The sequence below is a fragment of the Amycolatopsis sp. N2S4-7 genome (assembly GCF_058119595.1).
Map to the genome: position 1 here is coordinate 189,352 of NZ_CP172299.1, position 22,472 is coordinate 211,823.

Sequence of the window (22,472 nt, forward strand, 5' to 3'; positions counted from 1 at the left end):
ACCCGGCACCCACACGCTCGCCTACGACCTCGAATGGAAGGTCGACCGCGCCACCGTGCACGCGGTGTGGGTGCCGCCGCTGCCCGGTGTGCCCACGGTCGACCGGATCGACCTGGATCCGGAGCGGGCGGTGGATCCGTGCGCTCGCCGACCAGGACACCGCGACGACGGTGCTGGACCAGCCGTCGCACGCGTGGCAGAAGGGACTCGCCTCGCTGATCCCCCGGCCCTTGCAGGACGTCCTCCTCGGTGCCGGACGGCAGCGGGACGGCATCGAGCTCGTGATCGTTCCCGCGGGCGAGATGTGGGCGATTCCGTTCGCCGCGCTCCACCTCGACGACACGCCTCTGCTCGATCTGGCCACCCTGTCCCTCGCTCCGTCGCTGGGGGTCGCCGCGACCGCGAGCACCCGCCGGACCCGGCGGGTGCGGCGGGCGTTGGCGGTGCTGGACCCGGGTTTGCGCGGCACCTCGGCCGAACGGGCGGCGCTGAAGCGGCACTTCCGGCTGAAGGAGGTGCGGCCGCTCGCCGGGGACCTCGTCACGGCGTTGAAGCCGGACAACAAGTTCGACCTCGGCGTGGTGAGCGCGCACGGCGACCACGTCCGGGGGCTGGCCCACTCCCTCCACCTCGGCGAGGAGGCCCGGTTGTTCGCCGGCGTCCTGCTGCGGTGCAGCGTGCCGTTGTGGTGGGTGATGGGTGCCTGCTGGTCGGGCCGGGTGACCAACGAGCCGGGCGAGGAACCGGTGGGGCTGCCCACCGTGGCGTTGCTCCGCGGCGCGCGGGCCGTGATCGCCGCCTTGCACGTCGTGCCGGACCGCGCCACGGGCCACATCCTGGCGGCCGCTTACGGTGGCCTGGCCGAGGGCCGGCCGGCGCCGGCGGCGCTGCGGTCCGCGCAACGCCGGTACCTGGCCGAGCACGGCGACCGCCCGCTGATCTGCTGGGCTCCGCTGGTGTCGATCGGCGCGCCCGGCGGCACCTGATCCCCCCCCGGCGTCAGATCTTGCGGTACCGGCTTTCCAGCAGGGCGAACACCCCGAAGACCGCGATGCCCGCGGCCAACGCCAACAGCAGAGCCTGCCCGTACGGCTGGACGGCGAGCGTCTTGAGCGCGGGGTCCAGGCCGCCGGCTTTGGCGGGGTCGTACTCGACGGCGGCGACGACGAACATCGCGCCCACCGTGCCGTAGGCGACCGCCATCGCGCACCAGCCGACCTGGCCGAGCCGTTCCGTCGAGCGCCGCAGATGCCGGGGGGCTTCGCCGAAATCGAGGTCCTGGACGAACTTCTTCCTGATCCCGCGGTGGGCGAGGAACCCGGCGACCGCGATCACGACGCCGCCCGCCGCGATCACCGCCGCGGCTCCCCAGGGCTCGTCGAGCACCATCGCCACCACCGAGCCCGCCTTGCCGGAACCGCCGGTCGCGATCTTGCCCGCGCTGTAGGCGACCAGGGCGTACAAGACCACTTCGACCCCGCTCGTCGTCCGCCGCACCCACCGGCGGCGTGGTGGGACGTGCCGGTGACCCACGATCGCCTCGGACAGCTGCCACAGGGCCAGCACCCCCGTGCCGGCGGCGACCAGCCAGAGCAGCCACGCCCCGCCGCCCGCGGCGACGATCTGCATCGCGCCGGCCTTGTCGGCTCGCTCGTTGTCGCCGAGGGCCACCTGGGCCGTCAGCCAGGCGACGACCAGGTGCACGAACGCGTAGCAAGCCAGCCCGATCCGGGCGAACAGGCTGAATCCTCTGATGTCGGGCATCGGTGGATCCTCGTCCATCGGGGCCCGGATAGCCAGGGGCAGCGCTCGAAACTCGGCCGAAACTCTTTGCGTGGCGTCGGAGCGCCGTGCTCTGCTGCTGAAAGGTGAAGTTCGTCGATCCGTCCAGGTCGCCGATGACTTGGTTCCCTTGCCGGGCAACGTCGGCGGGGACCTGGGGCGTCTCCTGGGCGTGCCTGGAAGGAGACCACGGATGGCAGCAAGTTCGTCGGGCCCGCGCGGGGGACGGTGGTGGCGGTCACCGGCCGGCCGGGTCCTGGCCGGAGTGGCCACCGTAGCCGCGACGGCGGCGGTCCTGGTGACGGCGCCGGGCGCCGACGCCGCGGCCGGCACGCTGGGCGCCGCGGCCGCGCAGTCCGGCCGGTACTTCGGCACCGCGATCGCCGCCGGCCGGCTCGGCGATTCGGCCTACACCACGATCGCGGCGCGTGAGTTCAACATGGTCACGCCCGAAAACGAGATGAAGCCGGACGCGACCGAACCCAACCAGAACCAGTTCAACTTCTCGTCGGGCGACCAGATCTACAACTGGGCCGTCGGCCACGGCTCCCGGGTGCGGGGGCACACCCTCGCCTGGCACGCCCAGCAGCCGGGGTGGATGCAGAGCATGAGCGGCAGCACGCTCCGCAACGCGATGATCAACCACATCCAGAAGGTGATGGCCCACTACCAAGGCAAACTCGCGTACTGGGACGTCGTCAACGAGGCCTTCAACGAAGACGGCAGCCGCCGGTCGTCGAACCTGCAGGGCACCGGCAACGACTGGATCGAGGTCGCGTTCCGGACGGCGCGCGCGGCCGACCCGTCGGTCAAGCTCTGCTACAACGACTACAACATCGACAACTGGAACTACGGCAAGACCCAGGGCGTGTACCGCATGATCCAGGACTTCAAGTCCCGCGGCGTGCCGATCGACTGCGTCGGCCTGCAGGCCCACTTCACCGGCGGCAGCTCGGTCCCGAGCAACTTCCAGACCACGATCTCCAGTTTCGCGGCGCTCGGGGTCGACGTGGCGCTCACCGAGGTCGACGTCACGAACGCCTCGACCTCGCAGTACTCGGCGCTGACCCAGGCGTGCATGAACGTCGCGCGGTGCGTCGGCATCACCGTGTGGGGCGTGCGGGACAGCGACTCGTGGCGGTCCAGCGAGAGCCCGCTCCTGTTCGACGGCGGCGGGAACAAGAAGGCCGCCTACAACTCGGTGCTGAACGCCCTCAACGCCGGCGGCACGACCACGACTCCGACGACCACCCCGACGGGTCCCACGACCCCGACCACCCCGACCACCCCGACGACGACGCCCACGACGCCCGGCGGGGGCGGCTGCACCGCAACGCTTTCCGCGGGGCAGCGCTGGAGTGACCGGTACAACCTCAACGTCGCGGTCAGCGGGTCGTCCTCGTGGACGGTGACCATGACCGTGCCGAGTCCCGCCAGAATCAGTGCCACCTGGAACATCAACGCCACGTGGCCCAGCAGCCAGGTGCTCGTCGCGAAACCCAACGGCAGCGGCGACAACTGGGGTGTCACCATCCAGCACAACGGAAACTGGAACTGGCCCTCGGTCAGCTGCAGCACCACCTGAGGCGAGGGGAGTGCGGGCTCGTTCGCGAAGGGAACTTCGCGGACGAGCCCGCGGTGACGTCAGGCCGCGCCGGCGGGACGCGGGGTGCTCGGCCCGCCGAGGCCGAAGAACGCGATCGCGTAGGCCGTCATCCCGCCGGCCGGCAGGCTGTGCCCGGCGCCTTGGACGCTGTAGGCCTCCACCTGCGCGGTCCCGGAGCCGTAGCGGCGGCGGTGCCAGCCCGGTTGCGGGGTGTCGGTGGACGTCGGGGTCTGGCTCAGCCCGGACACGTTCGTCCACTGCTCGATTTCCTCCTGCAGCAGCGAATACGGCACCAGGGTGTCCGCGGTGCCGTGCCACAGCTGGATTCGCGGGCGGGGTCCGGTGTAGCCGGGATACGCCTGCCGGACCGCGTCGCCCCACTGCTGCGGGGTCCGGTCCATGCTCCCGCCGGTGCACTTGCTGCGGCCGGGCGGGTAGTCGGCGGCGCCGGCGAAGCAGTCGAACGGGACGCCCATGAAGGCCGCGCCGGCCTTGAACACGTCCGGGTAGAGCGCGAGCATCTCGTTGGTCATCATGCCGCCGGAGGACGACCCGGTGGCGAAGACCCGGCCCGGGTCGCCGCCGTAGTGCTGTTCCGCGTAGGTCACCATCGAGACGATGGACACCGGGTCGCTGCCGCCACCCCGGTGCTTGGCCGCGTCCGACCAGGTGTCGAAGCAGTTGCCGAAGCCGGCCTGCTGCTGGGCACTCGGGTAGATGACGAGGAATCCGTACCGGTCGGCGAGCGAGGCGAATTCGCTGCCCGCGTAGAAGCCGGGTCCGGTGCCGCCGCAGCCGTGCATGGCGACCACGATCGCCGGGCGGGCCGGCCGGGAGTCCGGCACGTAGACGTGCATGCGCATCCCGCCGGGGTTGTCGCCGAAGCCGCTCACCTCCACGAGGGAAGCGGCGGAAGCCGCCGGCGGGAGCGCGACCGCGGCCGCGGTGAGGAGCAGGGTGCCGGCGAGCGTCGCGAACGTCTTTCCGATCCGGGTCATCATCGACCTCCGGTGAGGTATTCCCCCTCCAGGGCGAAGATAGGCATTCTCTTGACGACCGTCAATGATATGCCGAAGGTGGTTTTCGAGAGTGTCGGTGTGCTGCCCGAAATTCTCGGCGGCTCGCGGAAAAGCCCGCTGTGAACCTAAGTCGGCAAGGTCGGAGACGAGACCGCCCCGGAGGCGCTTGCGGGTGGCTACCGTCGATCACGTGCGCCTCCTCTTCACATCGCTGGCCGCCTACGGTCACGTCTACCCGCTGCTGCCGCTCGCCGTCGCCGCGCGGGCGGCCGGGCACGAAGTCCTCTTCGCCACCGCCGAAGGCTTTCTGCCGCACCTGCGCGCGGCCGGGGTCGAGCCCGTCGCCGCCGGGCTCGACGTGCGTGCGGCGTTCGACCGTCTCTTCGCCGAGGCCGGTGAGACGCCCGGCGCGGAGATGCCGCTGGAGCGGATGACCGAGGTGACGGGGCAGGTGTTCGGCGATGTGCTGCCGCGCAGCTACTTCGCCGACCTCAGCGAGGTGTTCGCCCGGCGCCGGCCCGACCTGGTCGTCTACGAGGCGTCCAACATCGGCGGCTCGTTCGCCGCGCGGGCCGCCGGAATCCCGGCCGTGGGCCACACGTTCGGGCACGTGATGCGCGTCGAGGCCGACGCCGACCAGGTGGCGCCGCTGGCCCGGCTCGCGGCCGAGTTCGGGCTCGAGTGGCGCGGGCTGGCCGAACTGGGCCACCCCTTCGTCGACATCTGCCCGGATTCCGTGCAGCACCCCGGTTTCCGCGAGCTGGTCCCGCGGCTGCCGGTCCGCCCGGTCGGCTGGAGCGGCGCCGGTGAGCTGCCGGAGCTGCCGGACCGCGACCGGCCCCTGGTCTACCTGACGCTCGGCACGGTGATGGGCAGCGCGGACGTCCTGCGCACGGCGATCGCCGGCCTGGCGGTGCTCGACGTGGACGTGCTGGTGGCGTCGGGGCCGACGGTGGCCCCGGCCGCGCTCGGCGAGCTGCCGCCGAACGTCCGGAGCGTGGCGTGGGTCCCGCAGGCCCGCCTGCTGCCCCACGTGGACTTCGTCGTCCACCACGGCGGCAACGGGACGATGCTGGGGACGTTCGCCGCGGGGCTGCCCCAGCTGGTCCTGCCCCAGGGCGGCGACCAGTTCGCCAACAGCGAGGCGGTCGCGGAGTCGGGCGCGGGAGCCCGGTTGCCGGCCGAGGAGGTGACGGCGGAGGCGGTCACCGAGCGGGTCGCCGGACTGCTGAAGGACACGTCGGTGCGCGAAGCGGCCCGCGCGGTGGCGGCGGAGATCGCGTCGATGCCGTCCCCGGCGGACGCGGTGCCCGGGCTGATCGCGTGCGCCTGAGGCGGTGGGCCGGGAACGGGCCATCGCGGACCTCGGGCCGGTGGCGGCGATCCGTCCCCGGCTGAGGCGGTGCGCGGCCCGATCGCGGCGGGCCGGAATCCTGCCGCCGCGAACCCCGGGCCGGTGGCCACTCCATCCGGGTGAGTGCGCTGGTCCGACCCGGCGCAGTTCGGCGAAGTCGCGCCACCCCGCGCCGGCGTCGGCGTAGGTTCGCGTGAATGGGGTTGGAGGCCGAGCGGCGCCGGTGGCGGGTCCGGCTGCGCGACGGCCCCGGCCGCATCCACGGCGCCGGCACGATGCTCGACGAACGGCACCTGCTGACCTGCGCGCACGTGGTCGACCGCTGCGGCGGGCCGCGGGCGCGGATCCCCGTCGACTTCGTCGGCCTGCCCGGCGCCGGCACCGGCCACGCCGCCGTGGTTCCGGACGGCTGGAAGCCGCCGACCGACGACGAGCGCGGGGACATCGCCCTGCTGCGTCTGGAAAAGCCGGTGGCCGGCGTGTTCGGCGCGCCGCTGCACCGGATGGCCCTGCGCGACCACCAGCTGGTGCGCGCCTACGGGTTCCCGGCCGGGGCGGACGCCGGGCTGTGGACGTTCGGCAGGCTCGTCGGCGAGGGCGGCCCCGGCTGCGAATGGATCCAGCTGAACAAGACCGCCGACGCCGAGCCGATCGAGCCGGGGTTCAGCGGCACCGCCGTGCTCGACGAGGCCACCGGCGTCGTCGTCGGCATGATCGTCGGCAAGTACACCGGCGAAGGCGGCCGGGTCGCGTGGATGATCCCGGTCGAGACCATGCTCGGCCACCTGCCGGGGCTGCGGGAGTGGTCCACCGGCGAACCCGCCGTCGACGAGAGCTTCGTCCGGCCGGACGGCGCCGTGGACGCTTCCTTCGTGCAGCGCCTGCGGAACTGGCTGTCCGACCCCGGTTCCGGCGCGGTCTGGGTGGTCGTCACCGGCGGCGAGGAGTCGGCGACGGCGAACGCGCTGCGGCTGGGCGTCGTGCACGCCGACCGGGAACGCTCGTTCAGCGCCCCGAGGCCGCCCGCCGGCGCCGGCGATCCGCCCCCGGCGGGCGCGGTCGACCTCGCCGTCGACGCGTCGGGCAAGACCGCCGACGAAGTCAGCGGCCGCATCGAGGACCGGCTCGACCTCACCGGCGCCCGCTCCGCGCGGGGCCGCACCCTGGTCGTCGACGGCATCGACGACGCCGCCGAGCCGGACCGGCTGGTGCGCGAGGTGCTCGCCCCGCTGGCCGGCCGCGCGGACCGGCTCGGCCTCCGGCTGGTGCTGGCGTTCCGGCGGGAGTCGTCGCCGGGGGTGACGGTCGTGCGTTCGCTGCCGGGCGCGTCCCGGCCCGGCGGGGAAGACCTGGGCGGGCGCCTCGACGTTCTCACCAAGGACCTCGACGAGCTCGCCGCGATCGAGGAGTTCCAGGCCACGGTGGCGCCCCGCTTCACCGGCGTCGAGACGGTGCGCCCGCGCGCGAACCGGCTGCGCGCCGAGGTCAACCTGCTGCGCGCCACCGAGGCCCGCGGCGATCCCGAGGGCGTCGCGCGCCACCTCGGTGACCGCGAGCGGTCCGTCGGCCGGGCGGTCGAGGACGGCCGGCGGCTGCGCGCGGATCTCGACGGCAGGCTCGCGCGGCGCGCGGAGCTGCGGGCCCGGCTGGACGGCTACGCCGAGATGGCCCGCAACCACGGCGTCGTCGAGGAACCGGAGCTCGATCGGGCGTACGGCCGGGCGTGGGAAGCGCTGTTCGTGGCGCCGTGCGACCTGGACGCGGCCGAGCAGGCCGTGACGGCCTACGCCGCCGCGGTGCACGACCGGGGCGGGAGCCGCCCATGACGGCGTGCCCGAGGCAGGCGTGCACCGGCACCATCGGCCCGACCGGGTTCTGCTCGAAGTGCGGTCTCGCGCCGCCGGGACCCGGCGCGCCGGACGGCTCCGGCGTGACGGTGCCGGTGAGCCCGACGTCGGCCACCGAGGGCCGGGCCACCGACATCGTCACGTCGGTGAGCCCGACGTCGGTGAGCCCGGCTGCGGGCCGGGGCACCGACGCCGTCACGTCGGTGAGCCCGACGTCGGCGACCGCGGGCCGGGTCACCGACACCGTCGCCACCCGGGCCCAGCAGACCACCGGGCACGGCACCGGCGACACCGCGGTCCCGCTGCCGGTGGTCCGCCTGCCCGACCTGCCCAGCCGGGTGCTCAGCCGGCCGGAAGTGCCCGAAACGCAGCGGTTCTGCGGAAAACGGGGCTGCGGCGAGCCGGTCGGCCGGTCGCTGCCCGGGCAGCCGGCGGCCGAGGAGGGCTTCTGCCCGGCCTGCGGCAGCCCGTTCTCCTTCACCCCGCGGCTGCGGCCCGGCGATCGGGTGGCGGGCCGCTACGACGTCCAGGGCTGCGTCGGCCACGGCGGGCTCGGCTTCGTCTACCTCGCGACCGACAACCGGCTCCACCGGCCCGTCGCGGTCAAGGGGCTCATCGACGTCAACAACACCGCCGCGGTGCGGATCGCGGAGCTCGAGAGCGAGGTCCTCGTCGCGCTCGAGCACCCGAACATCGTGCGGATCTTCGACGTGGTGACCCACGAGGACTCCCGCTACATCGTGATGGAGTTCGTCGACGGGCTTTCCCTGCGCCAGGTGAAGAACCGTGGCCGGGCCCTCCTGGACCCGGCCGAGGGCCGGCTGCTGACCGAGCACGTCGTCGTCTACGGCCGGGAGATCCTCACCGCGCTGGCCTACCTGCACGACCAGGGCCTGCTGTACTGCGACATGAAGCCGGACAACGTCATCCACGGCGAGCAGCGGATCAAGCTGATCGACTTCGGCGGGATCCGGCGGATCGACGACCACGAGAGCCCGTGGGTCGGCACGAAGCCCTACCAGGCCCCGGACGAAGAACTGCGCCGGCACCGGCTGACCGTCCGCTCGGACGTCCACACCGTCGGCAGGACGCTGCGGGAACTGTTCGACGCCAGCGACGGGGCCCTGCCGGGCGCGCAGGACGGCCCGATCGCCTTCGGCATCCGCAGCTTCCGGCACGTGCTCGCCCGCGCGACGGCACCGTACGACCAGCGGTTCGCCAGCGCGCGCGAGATGCTCGTCCAGCTCGACGGCGTCCTCAACGAAATCCTTTCGCTGCGCGACGGCGGGTCCCGGCCGGTCGTCTCGACGTTGTTCACCGAACCCGCCGTGCTGCTGGACGCCGGGCTCGGCCAGCCGCCGCCCCTGGAGCACTGGACCGCCGGCGTCGAGCTCTCCCTCGGGGCGCGGCCCTCGCCGCGGGACATCGCACTCGGGCTGCCGGCACCCCGGGAAGACCCGCACGACGCGCAGGTCGCGTTCCTGCGCACGGTCCGCGCCCCGGACGCCGGCCGGCTGCTGAAGAAGCTGGAGCGGGCGCCGTCCTCGGTCGAGGTCGAATTCCGCCGGCTGCGGGCATTACTGGAACTGTCCGATGTGGACGGGGCCCGCCACCGCCTGGCGGCCGCCGAGCGGAAGCTCGCCGGCCGCGCCGGGCACGACTGGCGCTTCCCCTGGCACCGCGCCCTGATCGCGCTGGCCGACGGGCACGCCGGGACCGCGGCCGAGGACTTCGAAGCGGTCTACCGCGACATCCCCGGCGAGGAGACGCCGAAGCTCGCGCTGGGGCTGTGCGCGGAGCACACCGAGGAGGACCCGGAACCGTTCTACCGGGCCCTGTGGGTGCACCGGGTCCAGGTGAATGCCGCGTTCGGGCTGGTCAGGGTGGCGCTGGGGCGCGGGGACCGGACGGGCGCGGTGCGCGTGCTCGACGAGGTCCCGGAGTTCTCGCGGCACGACGAAGCGGCCCGGGTCGCCGGGATCCGGGTGCTGGCGGGAAAACTGCCGGACGCCGCCGGGACCGCGCCGTCCGAAGAACAGCTCCGCGAAGCCGGCGAACGGCTGTCCGGTCTCGAACTCGGCGAGGCGGCCACCACCCGGCTGCGGGCGCTCCTGCTGCAGACGGCCCTCGAGTGCCACGGCGAACTCACGAAGCCGCTCTGCGGGGCGGGACCGACGCGGAAGGGCCTGCGCGCCGGGCTGGCCGAAGCGCTGCGCGGCCTGGCGTGGCGGGCGCCGGGCAGCAGGCACGCGCACGACGTGCTGACCGACCTGGCCAACGCGACCAGGCCGGCGAGCTGGATCTGAGCGGAACGGACAGAGGGGAGCCGGCGGCGATGAGCGGGGCGGAGCTGAGCATCGAGGTGCACCAGCAGAAGTTCCTGGCCGAGGGGGACACCGCGATGCACGCGATCCTGACCGTGACCGCGCGCGGCGGTCCCGACCGGCCGAGCGGTGCCACCGCGGCGGAGGTGCTGCTGGTCGACTGCTCCAGCTCGATGCGTCACCCGCACACGAAGATCGAGGAGGCCAAGCGGGCGGCCGCGGCCGCGATCGACGTCCTGCCCGACGGCGTGCTGTTCGCCGTCGTGCGGGGCACCGAGATCGCGACCATGGTGTACCCGCACGACGAGCAGCTCGTCGTGGCGTCGGAGGAGACCCGGCGCGCGGCGCGGCAGGAGGTCGCGCACCTGGGCGCCTACGGCGGCACCGCGATGGGCCGGTGGCTCGACCGCGCGAAGGGGCTGTTCGCCGGGCACGACGGCGCGGTCTGCCACGCGATCCTGCTCACCGACGGCAAGAACCAGTCGGAGACGCGCGAAGCGCTGGTCAGCACCCTCGACGCCTGCGAAGGACTGTTCGTCTGCGACGCCCGCGGGGTCGGGGACGGCTGGGTGCCCGACGAGCTCGCCGAGATCGTGAAGGTCCTGCGCGGCGGCGCCGACTCCGTCGTCGAGGACCGGAAGCTGACCGCGGACTTCCGGGAGCTGATCGGCGCGGCACTGACCAAGGTGCTGCCCGAGGTCCGGCTGCGGATCGGCCTGATGGGCTACAGCTCGCTGCGGTTCGTCAAGCAGGTGCGTCCCCACGAGTACGACCTCACCGACCGCTGCCGCCCGGCCGGCGACGGCGAAGTGGTGCTGGCGCTGGGATCCTTCGCCGGGGAGGAGTCCCGGGACTACCACCTCCGCGTCGACCTCGACCCGCGGCTGGAGCCCAGTCTCGACCAGGACCGCCAGCTCGCCTGGGCCGCCGTCGAGCCGGTGGCCGGCGCGCGCACGGACGGCCCGGTCGCGGTGGTCGGCCGGTGGACGCACGATCCGGTGCAGCCCACCCTCGTGCACCCGATGGTGCTGCGCTACACCGCGCAGGCCGAGCTGGGGGAGGCGCTCACCGCGGGCGGGGACGCGCTGGCCGTGGGCCGGGCCGAAGACGCCGAGCGGGCGTGGGGCACCGCGGTCCGGCTCGCCACCGAGCAAGGCAACGAAGAGATCCTCGCCCGCCTGCGCCGGGTGGTCGACGTCCTCGACGCCGGCACCGGGCAAGTCCGCCTGCGCCCCGATCCCGGGCTCAGCGCGGTCCTCAACGTGCTGATCTCCCGGGTGTCCCGGATCGGGCCGGAGCCCCCGGCCCGCGAGCCGGAGCCGGCGGGATCGCCGGTCACCTGCCCGCAGTGCCGGAAGCTGTCCCCGGCGGGCGCGCGGTTCTGCACGGCCTGCCAGGCCGTGCTGGACGAGGCGACGGCGTGACCGCGCCCGCCGAGGCCCCGCCCCTGCGCCCGACCCGGACGCGGGTGCGCCTGATCCGCCTGCTGGTGCTGCTGCTCGCCACGACGCTGGTGATGCTCGCGGTGTCGCTGGGGGCGGTGCTCGGCGTCCTCGGTGCCGCCCGGACGGTGCGCGACCACACGACCGAGGCGGTGCTGGAGGTCGCGGCGGCCCGTGCCGCGCTGAGTGAAGCCGACCAGAGCGCGATCGAAGCGTTCCGCACGGGCGAGGCGAAGCTGGCCGGGCCGGGGCAGGACTTCGCGAACAGCCTCGCCGGGGCGAGCCAGAGCCTGGCCACGGTGGCCGAGGCCAACCAGGCCGGCGCCGCGGGCACCGGCATCCTGCAGGTGGTGGAGGGCCTGATCGCGGCCTATTCCGGGGCGGTCGGGCAGGCGGACGCGCACTTCCGGCAGCCGGGCGGCGAGGTGCTGGGCGTGGCCGACCTGTGGTACGCCTCGCGGCTGCTGCACGGCCCGGACGGCGTGCTCGCGCAGCTGACGACGTTGCAGGGGTTGCAGCGGGCCGCGCTCGACGACCAGCTCGAAGACGGGATGAGCCCGGCTCTGCTGCCGGTGTGGCTGCTCGCCCCGGCCGCGGCGGCCGCGGCCCTGGCAGGCACCCAGTGGTACCTGTGGCGCCGGTTCCGCCGCCGGTTCAACCTGCCGCTGCTGGGGGCGACCGCGCTGACCGTGGGCGTCGGCGTCACCCTCGCCGTCGTGCTGGGCCTGCAGCTGCGGCTCGACGACGTCCGGGCCCGGACCGACACCGTGCTCGCCGGCCGGCAGACCCGGATCGCCGCGACCGACTCCGCCGGGCAGACCGGGCTGGTGGTCCTGCTGGCCCGCCACTGCGACCGGGGGCCCGGGTGCGGCAGCACGGTCGCGGACTTCACGGCCCAGCCCCGGTTCGCCGCGACCGCCGTCGAACAGAGCGCGGTCGACGCGGGCGCCGAGGGTGTAGCGGCCGGCGCGCGCGACGCGGCCGACTCCGGCGGGGTCGAGTACCTCGCCCCGGCGTTCTCCGTCGCCGCGCTCGGCCTGATCGCGTGGGGGATGTCCCGCCGCATCGACGAGTACCGGTACCGCGCATGAAGCATCCACTGTGGACGAAGCTGCCGCTGCTCGTGCTCGTCGTGCTGCTGCTCGGGGCGAACGCCTGCGGGACGGGTGGCGCCGGCCGGGTCACCGTGCTGGCGTCGTGGACCGGCGCCGAGGAGGCCGACTTCCGCGCGGTGCTGCGGGCGTTCACCGCCGCCACCGGCATCGAGGTCGACTACCAGGGCACCCGCGCGCTCGACCAGGTGCTCGCCTCCGACGTCCAGCGCGGCACCGCCCCCGACGTCGCGGTGCTGCCGAACCCCGGATCGCTGGCCACCTACGCCCGGCGCGGGAAGCTCAAGCCGCTGGACGCCCTGCTCGGCCCGCAGCCGGGGTTCGGCAAGCAGTGGCTGGACCTGGAGAAGGCCGGCACCGGGCAGCAGTACGCGATCGCCGTCAAGGCCGACCTGAAGAGCGCGATCTGGTACGACGTCACCAACCTCGGCGGCGCCCGGCCGGGCACGTGGGCCGACCTGCTCGCGCTCAGCCGGCAGCTCACCGCCGACGGCCGCACGCCGTGGTGCCTGGGCATGGGCGCGCCACCCACCTCCGGCTGGCCCGGCACGGACTGGATCGAAGACATCCTGCTGCACTCGGCCGGCCCCGGCACCTACCGGCAGTGGGCGGCGGGCAAGCTGTCGTGGCGCTCGGCGCAGGTCCGCCAGGCGTGGACGGACTGGGGCGCGCTGGTCGCCGTGCCGGGCGCGGTCCGCGGCGGGGCGCCCGCGGCGTTGCTGACCGACTTCGGCGACGCCGGGCGGGGGCTGTTCACCCGCCCGGCGCAGTGCGTGCTGGAGCACCAGGCTTCGTTCGTCATGAGCCGTTACCTCGGCATGAAGCGGACCGACGGCAGCAAACCCCTGCCCGGCAGCGGGTTCGCGTTCTTCCCGTTCCCCGGGCCCGCCGTGTCGGAGGTGTCCGCCGACCTCGCCGCGATGTTCCACGACACGCCCCAGGCGCGCGAGCTGATGAAGTACCTCGCGTCGGACCGGGCGCAGCGCATCTGGCCCGGCATCCACCGGGGCAGCGTGTTCTCGGTCGACCGGAACGTCGGGGGCGTCTACGACGACGTGGTGAGCCGCCAGGTTTCCTCGACGCTGACGTCACCGCAGCAGCGGCTGTGCTTCGACGCGTCCGACCTGATGCCGGCCACGATGACCGGGGCGTTCTACCGGGCGGTGCTGGAGTACCTCGACGACCCGTCGCGGCTGGACGAGCTGCTGAAGGACCTGGAAACCGTCCGCGGCGGCGTGCCCGCCGGCGAGTGGCTGGACGTCCCGTGTGGACAGTGAAGGAGCAGGAGTGACCGAGCTGGCGCGATTCGCACTGCAGCAGGGCGGCGAGGTGGTGGTCGAGGTGGCTGCCGGACCGGCGACCGCCCGGGTGTCGCGGAACGAGAACCTCGTGCTCGACGCGAAGGTGTCCTTCGAGCGGGCACTGGGCGCGGTGAAGGACGCGGCGTCCGCCGCCCTCGGCCAGTTCCAGGCGATGAGCCGCAAGCCGGACGAGGTGGAGCTCAAGTTCGGGGTGAAGCTCTCGGCCGAGGCGGGCGCGGTGATCGCGAAAACGGGGTTGGAGGGCCAGTTCGAGGTGAAGCTGAAGTGGAAACAGCCCCCGGCGGTGGTCGAAGATCCTGCGGCCGCCGGGGACTGAACCCTCCAGCTCTGCGGCCCGGGCTATTCGGCCACCAGGCGGTGGCGCAGCTTCTCGAGGGTTTTGGTCAGCAGCCGGGAGACCTGCATCTGGGACACGCCGATCCGCTCGGCGATCTGGCTCTGGGTGAGCTCGTCGACGAACCGCATCTGGATGATGGCGCGTTCCCGGGGCGGGAGGTCCGCCATCGCGGCTTCCAGCGTGAGGCGGTCGTCGGCCTTCGAGAACGGGGCGTCGCGGTCGGTGAGGCGGTCGGCGACCGTGATCGTGTCCTCGGTGCCGCGCACCGGGGCGTCGAGGGAGGCGGGTTTGTAGGCCTCCGCGGCGAGGAGCCCTTCGCGGACGGTCTCGATGTCGATGTCGAGGTGGGCCGCGAGTTCGCTCGGAGTGGGGGCGCGGCCCAGGTCGTGGGTCAGGGTGTTGGTGGCCTTGGCCAGGGTCTGCTGGAGGTCCTTCAACGCGCGCGGCACGCGCATCGACCACGCGCTGTCGCGGAAGTGGCGGCGGACCTCGCCCATGATCGTCGGCACGGCGAAGGACAGGAAGTCGCTGCCGCGCTCCGGGTCGTAGCGGTCGACGGCGCGGATCAGGCCGGTCCGCGCCACCTGCACCAGGTCGTCGAACGGTTCACCGCGGCCGCTGAAGCGCTTGGCGATGTTCTCGGCGAGACCGAGGTGCTCGGTGATCAGGCGGGCGCGCAGGTCGTCGCGCCGGGGGTCGTCGGACCCCAATTGGCTGCGTTCGTCGAACAAGGGAACACAGTGGACGTACTGGTCGGTCGGCCGCGGTGCGGGCACGGTGAGCACCGCTGGGGACCGGGTTCGCTCAGGCGCTCTGACAACCATGGTGACCACATACCCAAAGTCCTCGCGAATCACACGATCGATGGTCGGCGCGCCGGGCGCTCCGGCGGCGCACCCGCTGTGCCACGCTGGGGGACCGCCCCTGACCCGGTAAGAGAGGACCCCGATGCACCGGCTCACCGTGCTCTACCCGCCGCCCGCCGACGAAGCCCACTTCCGCGACTACTACGTCGGCACCCACCTGCCGCTGGCGGCGAAGCTCCCCGGCCTCGTGCAGTCGCAGTACTCCTTCGAGGTCGCCTCGCTCGCCGGGCAGAGCAAGTACTTCGCCGTCTTCCACGCGGACTTCGAGTCCGCCGAGGCCATGGCCGCCGCCCTCGGCTCGGAGGCGGGCAAGGCCGTCGCCGCGGACGTGCCGAACTACGCCACCGGCGGCGTGGAGATGATCCACTACCCGCTCGGCTGAGCGCCGGCGGCGGAACGCGGTCCGGCATTCCGCCGAGGGCCCGGCCCGCGCGAAGATGAACCTTCTTCGAATCGTTCGTACCGGCGAAGTGCGCACCCGGGTTTTCTCACCCCGGCGGGGGAGATTTCGGCATCCCGCGTCCGGTCGAGGTCAACTTCCGGCAACGCGATCAAACCGTTACGCGTTTTGCGGCGGCCGAGTCGTATCTTTTCGAGCAGGCGATGATCGACATCGGTTGACGGAGGTAACGGCGTTGGGTCCCGCCGGGCCCGGAGGTCCGGGCCGGCGGAGCGGGACCGGTGCGGTGGAGCGGGTCACGAGCGAAGTTCCGGCGCGCAACTGAAGACGCGGGTCGCGATCCCGCCCCGGCGGCGAAATCCTGTTCGCCTGTGTTCGGCCACCGGAAAATCGCGGTTCGAATGCCCTGTTTCCTTTCCGGAATGGGGCGAAACAATCTGGAGCGAATAAGCCGAAGGATTCATCATGCCCGCTGCCATCAGGTCGTTGTCTCCGGGGGACCAGCCTGGCGTGAACGGTTGCCGGTATCTGCTCCTCCCACCGGCCGGTGGCACCGTCGGCCTGTTCCGGCACGTCGCGGGGGCGGCGTCCGGGGCCGAGGTGTGGGGCGCGGAGTACCCGGGCCGGGGCGACCGGCTGGACGCGCCGCCGCCGGCGTCCCTCGGCCGGCTGGCCGAGCAGATCACCGGCGAACTCCTCCGCCGGAACCCGGTGTGGGTGCGGCGAACCGTCGTCGTCGGCTTCAGCATGGGCGCGTTCGTCGCGGTGGAGCTGGCGCAGCGGCTGCACACCCGCTGCGGCCCGGCGCCCGCGGCCGTCGTCGTCATCGGGACACCCGCCCCGGACCGGCGGGTCCGCGGGCGGTACGGGCGCCTCGGCGAGGAGACCCTCGCCGAAGTGCTGGGCGGTGAGGGATTCGTTCCCGGCCTGGGGAACCGCGCTTCCTTCGAGGTGTGGACCTACGCCGCGGACCTGCTGCGGCGCGACGTCGACCTGACGACGGCGTACCGGGGACCGGCCGCGACGGCCGTCCACTGCCCGCTGGCCGCCTTGTGCGGCGACGACGACGCGATCGCGGCCGAAGACGCGACCGAAGCGTGGCGGACGTGGACGACCGGTCCGTTCCTGGCCGCGACCGTGCCGGGCGGCCACCTCGGGCTGCTCGCGCCGGGCCGCGGCGCGGAGTTCTGGACGTGGATGCGGCGGATCGAACACGGCGTCGTCGCGGCGGGAACGCGCGATGCCTGACCGGCCGCCGTCCGTGGTCGGGGGTGGGCGGCGGTTCGTGCCGCAGGTGGGCTGGCAGGAGCTGTTCGAGCTGCGGGCGCGGGCGTTCCCGGGGCTGACGGCCCTGGTCGCCGACGGCGTCGCGTGGACCTTCGGTGACCTGCACCGGTGGAGCGGGCGGCTGGCGAACGCGCTGCGCGCGGCCGGCGCGGTGCCCGGCTCGGTGGTCGCGTGCGCGATGACCAGGTCCGTGCGAGCGGTGCTGGCTCCGCTGGCGGTCGCCAAGGCCGGCGCGGTGTACCTGCCCCTCGATCCGGGGCTCCCGCCGGCCCGGCGCGCGCTGATCCTCGCCGAGGCGCGCCCGGCGGTGCTGCTCACCGACGTCGCCGCCCTCGCCGCGGGCGCGGACGTCGCGCTGTCGCCGGAGAACTGGCGTCGTGAGCTCGCCCACCGGCCCGAACACGCGGTCGCGGGCAACCGGGCGGGGGAGCGGGCGTACATCGTCTACACCTCCGGGTCCACCGGGCGTCCCAAGGGCGTCGTGGTCGGGCACCGGAGCCTGGTCAACCTCTACTGCGAGCTCGCCGCGCGCCTGTTCCCGGCCGGGCGCGAGCCGCAGCGGGTCGCGCACGGCCTGCCGCTGGCGTTCGACGCGTCGTGGGACCCGTTGCTGTGGCTGATCGGCGGGCACGAGCTGCACCTGGTGCCGGAAGACGTCCGCGCCGATCCCGAGAGCTACGTCCGGTTCGTCCGTGAGCGGCGGCTCTCGGTCGTGGAAGCCGTCCCGGCGCAGCTCACGGCGCTGGTCGACGCCGGCCTGCTCGCCGGCGACCACCGCCCGCGGATGGTGCTCACGGGCGGCGAGGCGGTCGGGCCGTCGCTGTGGGCCCGGCTGCGCGCGACCCCCGGGCCGGCGGCGGTCAACCTGTACGGCCCGACCGAATGCACCGTGTTCACCACCTGGTGCCGGCCGGCGGAGCACGACGCACCGGCGATCGGGCGGCCGATCGCCAACACCTGCGTCCGGGTCGTGGACACGGACCTGCGGCCGGTGCCGGTCGGCGAGACCGGTGAGCTGCTCGTCGGCGGGGCGTCGCTCGCGCTCGGTTATCTCGGCGACGCGTCGCGGACGGCCGAGCGGTTCGGGACCGGGGCCCAGCACTGGTACCGCACCGGCGACCGGTGCCGCTGCGAGCCCGACGGGACGCTGCGCTGGCTGGGCCGGTTCGACGACCAGGTCAAGATCCGCGGCCTCCGGGTCGAACCGGGCGAAGCCGAACACGCCCTGCTCGCCCTGCCGGGCGTGCGGCAGGCCCTCGTCCGCGCCGAGGGCACCGGCGACCGCCGCCACCTGGTCGCCTACGTCGTCCTCGGCAGCGGGGCGGCAGAAGACCTGCGTGACCGGCTCCGCGAGACGCTGCCCGAGTACCTCGTGCCCACGAGGATCGTCGAGGCCGGCGCGTTGCCGGTCGGGCGCACCGGCAAGGTCGACCGCACCGCCGTCCGGATCGGGCCGCGCCGGCTGAGCCCGGCCGAAACCGTGGTCGCGGCGGCGTTCCGGAACCAGCTCGGGATCTCCGCGGTCGCCCCGGACAGCGACTTCTTCGCCCTCGGGGGGCACAGCCTTTCGGCCGCGGCGCTGGCGGCGCGGCTGCGGTCCCGCGGGGTGCCGTGTTCGCTGCGGGACGTCCTGCGCCGCCGCACCGTCGCCCGGCTCGCCGAACTCGTTCCCGACAGCCCGGAAGGCGGGGTGTGATGACCGGATTCGACGTCATCGTCGTCGGCGGTGGTCCCGGCGGCTCGACCGCGGCGGGCCTGGTCGCCGCCGACGGCCACCGCGTCCTGCTGCTGGAGCAGGAGCACCTGCCGCGCTACCAGATCGGGGAGTCGCTGCTGCCGGCGACCGTGCACGGCATCTGCGCCCTGCTCGGGGTGCGGGACGAGGTCGAACGCGCCGGGTTCGTCCGCAAACGCGGCGGCGTGTTCCGCTGGGGCAGCAGCCCCGAACCGTGGACGTTCGCGTTCGCGGCCTCCGAGCACCTGGCCGGGCCGACCTCCTACGCCTACCAGGTGGAGCGCACCCGGTTCGACACGATCCTGCTGCGCAACGCGCGCCGCCTCGGCGCCGACGTCCGCGAGGGCCACCGGGCGCTCGGCACGCTCCGCGAGGGCGGCCGGATCACCGGCGTCCGCTACCTCGACGCCGCCGGTCACGAGCAGGCGGCGACGGCGCGGTTCGTCGTCGACGCCTCCGGGCACGCCAGCCGCCTGCACCACGATGCCGGCGGTACCCGCGAATACTCCCCGGACTTCCGCAACCTGGCCTTGTTCGGCTACTTCCGCGACGGCGCCCGGCTGCCCGAACCGGACGCGGGCAACATCGTGTGCGCCGCCTTCGCCGACGGGTGGTTCTGGTACATCCCGCTCTCGGCCACGCTGACCAGCGTCGGCGCGGTCGTCCGGCGGGACGCCGCGGCCCGGGTCCGGGGCGACCGGGAGGCGGCGTTCCGGAGCCTGATCGCGGACTGCCCGCTGATCGGCGGGTTGCTCCGCGGCGCCCGGCGCGCCACCGAGCCGCCGTACGACCGGCTGCGGGTGCGCAAGGACTACTCCTACGACCGGACTTCGCTGCACTGCCCGGGCATGGTGCTGGTCGGTGACGCAGCCTGCTTCATCGACCCGGTGTTCTCCTCCGGCGTCCACCTGGCCACCTACAGCGCCCTGCTGGCGGCCCGGTCGATCAACAGCTCCCTGGCCGGCCTGGTGCCCGAAGAGCGGTGCTTCGCCGAATTCGAAGCCCGCTACCGCCGCGAGTTCGGCCTGTTCCGCGACTTCCTGCTCGGCTTCTACCGGCTGGAAGCGGACCAGCGGTCCTACTTCCGGCACGCGCACCGGATCACCGGCCACCACGGCGACGACCGGACGGCGTTCCTCGACCTCGTCGGCGGGGTGTCCTCGCCGGACTTCGACACCTTGGGTGAGGTCCTCGCCGAAGGCGCGCAGGTGCAGCTGCGCGGCCTGCTCGGCGCCGAAGCCGGTGAGGAGCCGCCGATGTTCCCCGGTGGGTTGGTGTCCAGTTCGGATGGTCGTCGCTGGCAGGTGCCGGATGTGTGAGGCCGTGGGGTGGCCCGGTCCGGCCCGGATCGCCGGTGCGGCGGTGGCCCGGCGGGGGCGGCGTGCGGTGCAGCTGCGGGGCCTGCCCGGCGAGCCGCCGATGGTCCCCGGCGGCCTTGTGCCTCCTTCGGATGGCCGCCCTCGGCAGGTGCCGGATGTCTGAGCCGGCCATGCTGTTCGCCGCCCTCGCGGTGCTGCTCGGGCTCGCCCGGCTCGCCGGTGCGGCGGTGGCCCGGCTGGGCCAGCCCGCGGTGCTCGGCGAGATCCTGGGCGGCGTGGCGGTCGCGCCGGCCGTGCGGCTGCTGCCGGCGCCGGTCGACACGACGCTCACCGCGATCGCCCAGCTCGGCCTGGTGCTGTTCCTGTTCGCCGCCGGTGCGCACCTGGCGCCGGCCCTGACCGGGGGCGCGCTGAAGGGCATCGTCGTCCCGGCGCTCGGCGCGACCCTCGTCCCGCTCGGCCTCGGCGCGGTGCTGGCCGGGTGGCTGGCCCGGCGGCACGCACCCGGCGGCACCGGGCCGTTCGTGGTGTTCGTCGCGGCCGCGATGGCGGTGACGGCGTTGCCGGTCCTGGCCCGGATCCTCGCCGAACGCGGCCTGCTCGACACGACCGCCGGCCGCCACGCGCTCGGCGCGGCCGCGGTCACCGACCTCGCCGCGTGGCTGCTGCTCGTCCTCGCCGCCGCGGTACCGCACGGCGGGTCCGCGAGTTCGCCGCTGGCCGTGCTGGTCCTGCTGCCGTGGCTCGCCCGGGGCCGGTTCCGCCGGTGGATCGGCCGGCTGCCCCGGCCGGGCGCGGCGGTGGTGCTGGTCGCGCTGGCCTGCGCGGCCGCGGCGGTGACGGAGGCGGCGGGCCTGCACCCGGCGATCGGGGCCTTCTTCGCCGGCGTCGTCCTCGGTCACGCCGTCCCCGCGCTCGACCCGGCCGCGCTGGTCACCCCGGTCGGCTCGCTGCTGGCGCCGCTGTACTTCGTGCTCGCCGGCCGGGCCGTCGACCTCGGGCGGTTCGATTCCGCGCTGGCCGCGGACATCGCGGCCGTCGTCGCCGTCGCCGTGCTCGGCAAAGCCGGCGGCGCCTACCTCGGGGCGCGCCTCGCCGGCGCGGCCCCGCGCCCGGCCGGGGTGTTCGCGGTTCTGATGAACACCCGCGGCGCCACCGAACTGGTCTTCGCCGGCCTCGGGCTGAGCCTGGGCGTCATCGACGGCGCGCTCTACACCGCGATGGTCGTCATGGCGCTGGTGACCACGGCGATGACCGGCCCGCTGCTCACCCGGCTGTCCCGGCGACGCGAGGGAGTCTGACATGCCCGCCTACCCACCGGAACCGTGGCGCGTCAAGATGGTCGAGCCGCTGCGGGCCACCACCCGAGACGACCGCGAAACGGCGCTGCGCGCGGCCGGCTGGAACCCGTGCCTGCTGCGCGCGGAGGACGTCTACGTCGACCTGTTCACCGACTCCGGCACCAACGCGATGTCGGACCGGCAGTGGTCGGCGCTCATGCGCGGCGACGAAGCGTACGCCGGCGCCCGCAGCTTCTACGTCTTCGAAGAGGCCGTGCGCACCTTCTACGGCTACGAGCACGTCATCCCCGTGCACCAGGGCCGCGGTGGCGAGAACATCCTGTCCCGCTGCCTCATCCGGCCCGGCACCCACGTCCCCGGCAACATGTACTTCCCCAGCACCCGCGCCCACCAGGAACTCAACGGCGCCACCTTCCACGACGTCATCGTCGACGAGGCCCACGACCCCGGTTCCGAACACCCCTTCAAGGGCGACGTCGACCTCGGCAAGCTGCGCGCGGTGATCGACGACGTCGGGGCCGAGGCGATCCCGTACGTGTCCCTCGCCGCGACGGTCAACATGGCCGGCGGGCAGCCGATCAGCGTCGCGAACCTCACCGAGACCTGCGCGCTCGCGCACGCCCACGGGATCCCGGTCTTCCTCGACACCGCCCGCGCGGTCGAAAACGCCTGGCTCGTCAAGCAACGCGAACCCGGCTGGGCCCGGCGGACGGTCGCCGACATCCTGCTCGCGCTGTGCGCGCCGACCGACGGCGCGGTCATGTCCGCCAAGAAGGACTCGCTCGCCAACATCGGCGGCTGGCTCGCCCTGCGCGACCCGTCGCTGGCCGACCGGGCCCGCGGTCTCGTCGTGCTGTACGAGGGGCTGCACACCTACGGCGGGATGGCCGGCCGCGACATGGAAGCGATCGCCGCGGGCATCGCGGAATCCGTCGACGAGAACCACATCCGCGCCCGCGTGGCCCAGGTCGGCTACCTCGGGACGCGCCTGCGCGAAGCGGGTGTGCCGATCGTCCGCCCGGTCGGCGGGCACTGCGTCTGCATCGACGCCGCCGCGGCCCTCCCGCACATCCCCCGGAGCGCGTTCACCGCCCAGACCCTGGCGTGCGCGGTGTACCTCGAAGCGGGCATCCGCGGCGTCGAACGCGGCGCGGTCACCGCCGGCCGGGACCCGGACACCGGGGAGAACCGCCTGCCCCGCCTGGAACTGCTGCGCCTGGCGATCCCGCGCCGCGTCTACACCCGCGCCCACATCGACCTCGTCGCCGACAGCGTCATCGCCGTCCACCGCGACCGCGACCGGATCAGGTGCGGGCTCGCGTTCGCCTACGAACCCCGGCACCTCAGGTTCTTCCAGGCCCGCTTCGAGCCGACGTCCGGTGCCACGATCTTCGACGATGCCTGAAGCGGCTGGTGCCC

Annotated in this window: 18 protein-coding genes; 15 read left to right on the forward strand and 3 right to left on the reverse strand. The window is 73.9% G+C overall.

Annotated elements, in window-relative coordinates:
* Positions 1-86: 86 nt before the first annotated feature.
* Positions 87-986, forward strand: coding sequence for a CHAT domain-containing protein (locus ACH54P_RS00960; protein WP_489910375.1), 900 nt, complete (start codon positions 87-89; stop codon positions 984-986).
* Between the two features lie 13 nt (positions 987-999).
* On the opposite strand, the gene ACH54P_RS00965 is transcribed toward ACH54P_RS00960, so the two are convergent.
* Positions 1,000-1,764, reverse strand: coding sequence for a DUF1206 domain-containing protein (locus tag ACH54P_RS00965; protein ID WP_489910376.1), 765 nt, complete (start codon positions 1,762-1,764; stop codon positions 1,000-1,002).
* Between the two features lie 211 nt (positions 1,765-1,975).
* Between ACH54P_RS00965 and ACH54P_RS00970 the strand changes: the two genes are divergently transcribed.
* A complete protein-coding gene (locus tag ACH54P_RS00970; protein ID WP_489910377.1) occupies positions 1,976-3,367 on the forward strand; it encodes a glycoside hydrolase family 10 protein in 1,392 nt (463 codons plus the stop codon).
* Between the two features lie 59 nt (positions 3,368-3,426).
* Here the strand turns inward: ACH54P_RS00970 and ACH54P_RS00975 are convergent, their stop codons facing one another.
* Entirely contained in the window at positions 3,427-4,386 is a 960-nt protein-coding gene (locus ACH54P_RS00975) for an extracellular catalytic domain type 1 short-chain-length polyhydroxyalkanoate depolymerase (RefSeq protein WP_489910378.1), read from the reverse strand.
* Positions 4,387-4,597: 211 nt separating this feature from the next.
* On the opposite strand from ACH54P_RS00975, the gene ACH54P_RS00980 reads away from it, so the two are divergent.
* From ACH54P_RS00980 to ACH54P_RS01010, 7 genes are all read left to right on the forward strand, one after another.
* On the forward strand, positions 4,598-5,740 hold the full coding sequence (locus ACH54P_RS00980; protein WP_489910379.1) for a glycosyltransferase: 1,143 nt from the start codon (positions 4,598-4,600) through the stop codon (positions 5,738-5,740).
* A 218-nt stretch (positions 5,741-5,958) separates the two neighbouring features.
* Complete coding sequence (locus tag ACH54P_RS00985; protein ID WP_489910380.1) at positions 5,959-7,587, forward strand: S1 family peptidase; 1,629 nt, start codon at positions 5,959-5,961, stop codon at positions 7,585-7,587.
* Positions 7,584-9,914 carry a serine/threonine-protein kinase gene (locus ACH54P_RS00990; RefSeq protein ID WP_489910381.1) on the forward strand — a complete coding sequence of 777 codons (2,331 nt, stop codon included), beginning with the start codon at positions 7,584-7,586 and terminating at the stop codon, positions 9,912-9,914. The genes ACH54P_RS00985 and ACH54P_RS00990 overlap by 4 nt, the downstream gene beginning before the upstream one ends.
* 29 nt (positions 9,915-9,943) lie before the next feature.
* Positions 9,944-11,356 (forward strand): VWA domain-containing protein, encoded by a 1,413-nt coding sequence (locus tag ACH54P_RS00995; protein ID WP_489910382.1) that lies wholly within the window; start codon positions 9,944-9,946, stop codon positions 11,354-11,356.
* Positions 11,353-12,465 (forward strand): GlnX family signal transduction membrane protein, encoded by a 1,113-nt coding sequence (locus ACH54P_RS01000; protein ID WP_489910383.1) that lies wholly within the window; start codon positions 11,353-11,355, stop codon positions 12,463-12,465. Before ACH54P_RS00995 ends, ACH54P_RS01000 begins: the two co-directional genes overlap by 4 nt.
* The gene (locus ACH54P_RS01005) at positions 12,462-13,763 is read left to right on the forward strand and encodes an ABC transporter substrate-binding protein (RefSeq protein WP_489910384.1); all 1,302 of its coding nucleotides are present in this window, start codon (positions 12,462-12,464) and stop codon (positions 13,761-13,763) included. The genes ACH54P_RS01000 and ACH54P_RS01005 overlap by 4 nt, the downstream gene beginning before the upstream one ends.
* Before the next feature lie 10 nt (positions 13,764-13,773).
* Positions 13,774-14,124, forward strand: coding sequence for a CU044_2847 family protein (locus ACH54P_RS01010; protein WP_489910385.1), 351 nt, complete (start codon positions 13,774-13,776; stop codon positions 14,122-14,124).
* 23 nt (positions 14,125-14,147) lie between these two features.
* On the opposite strand, the gene ACH54P_RS01015 is transcribed toward ACH54P_RS01010, so the two are convergent.
* Positions 14,148-14,969: a SigB/SigF/SigG family RNA polymerase sigma factor gene (locus tag ACH54P_RS01015; RefSeq protein WP_489910386.1), complete on the reverse strand. Its 822-nt coding sequence runs from the start codon at positions 14,967-14,969 to the stop codon at positions 14,148-14,150.
* 124 nt (positions 14,970-15,093) lie between these two features.
* Between ACH54P_RS01015 and ACH54P_RS01020 the strand changes: the two genes are divergently transcribed.
* The 6 genes from ACH54P_RS01020 to ACH54P_RS01045 all read left to right on the forward strand — a co-directional run bounded on the left by ACH54P_RS01020 (position 15,094) and on the right by ACH54P_RS01045 (position 22,458).
* Positions 15,094-15,393, forward strand: coding sequence for an EthD family reductase (locus ACH54P_RS01020; protein ID WP_489910387.1), 300 nt, complete (start codon positions 15,094-15,096; stop codon positions 15,391-15,393).
* A gap of 483 nt (positions 15,394-15,876) precedes the next feature.
* On the forward strand, positions 15,877-16,659 hold the full coding sequence (locus ACH54P_RS01025; protein ID WP_489910388.1) for a thioesterase II family protein: 783 nt from the start codon (positions 15,877-15,879) through the stop codon (positions 16,657-16,659).
* Positions 16,652-18,394, forward strand: coding sequence for an amino acid adenylation domain-containing protein (locus ACH54P_RS01030; protein ID WP_489910389.1), 1,743 nt, complete (start codon positions 16,652-16,654; stop codon positions 18,392-18,394). Before ACH54P_RS01025 ends, ACH54P_RS01030 begins: the two co-directional genes overlap by 8 nt.
* Positions 18,394-19,752 (forward strand): tryptophan 7-halogenase, encoded by a 1,359-nt coding sequence (locus ACH54P_RS01035; RefSeq protein ID WP_489910390.1) that lies wholly within the window; start codon positions 18,394-18,396, stop codon positions 19,750-19,752. The genes ACH54P_RS01030 and ACH54P_RS01035 overlap by 1 nt, the downstream gene beginning before the upstream one ends.
* A gap of 155 nt (positions 19,753-19,907) precedes the next feature.
* On the forward strand, positions 19,908-21,053 hold the full coding sequence (locus ACH54P_RS01040; protein WP_489910391.1) for a cation:proton antiporter: 1,146 nt from the start codon (positions 19,908-19,910) through the stop codon (positions 21,051-21,053).
* A gap of 1 nt (position 21,054) precedes the next feature.
* Positions 21,055-22,458 (forward strand): tryptophanase, encoded by a 1,404-nt coding sequence (locus tag ACH54P_RS01045; RefSeq protein WP_489910392.1) that lies wholly within the window; start codon positions 21,055-21,057, stop codon positions 22,456-22,458.
* Positions 22,459-22,472 lie beyond the last annotated feature (14 nt).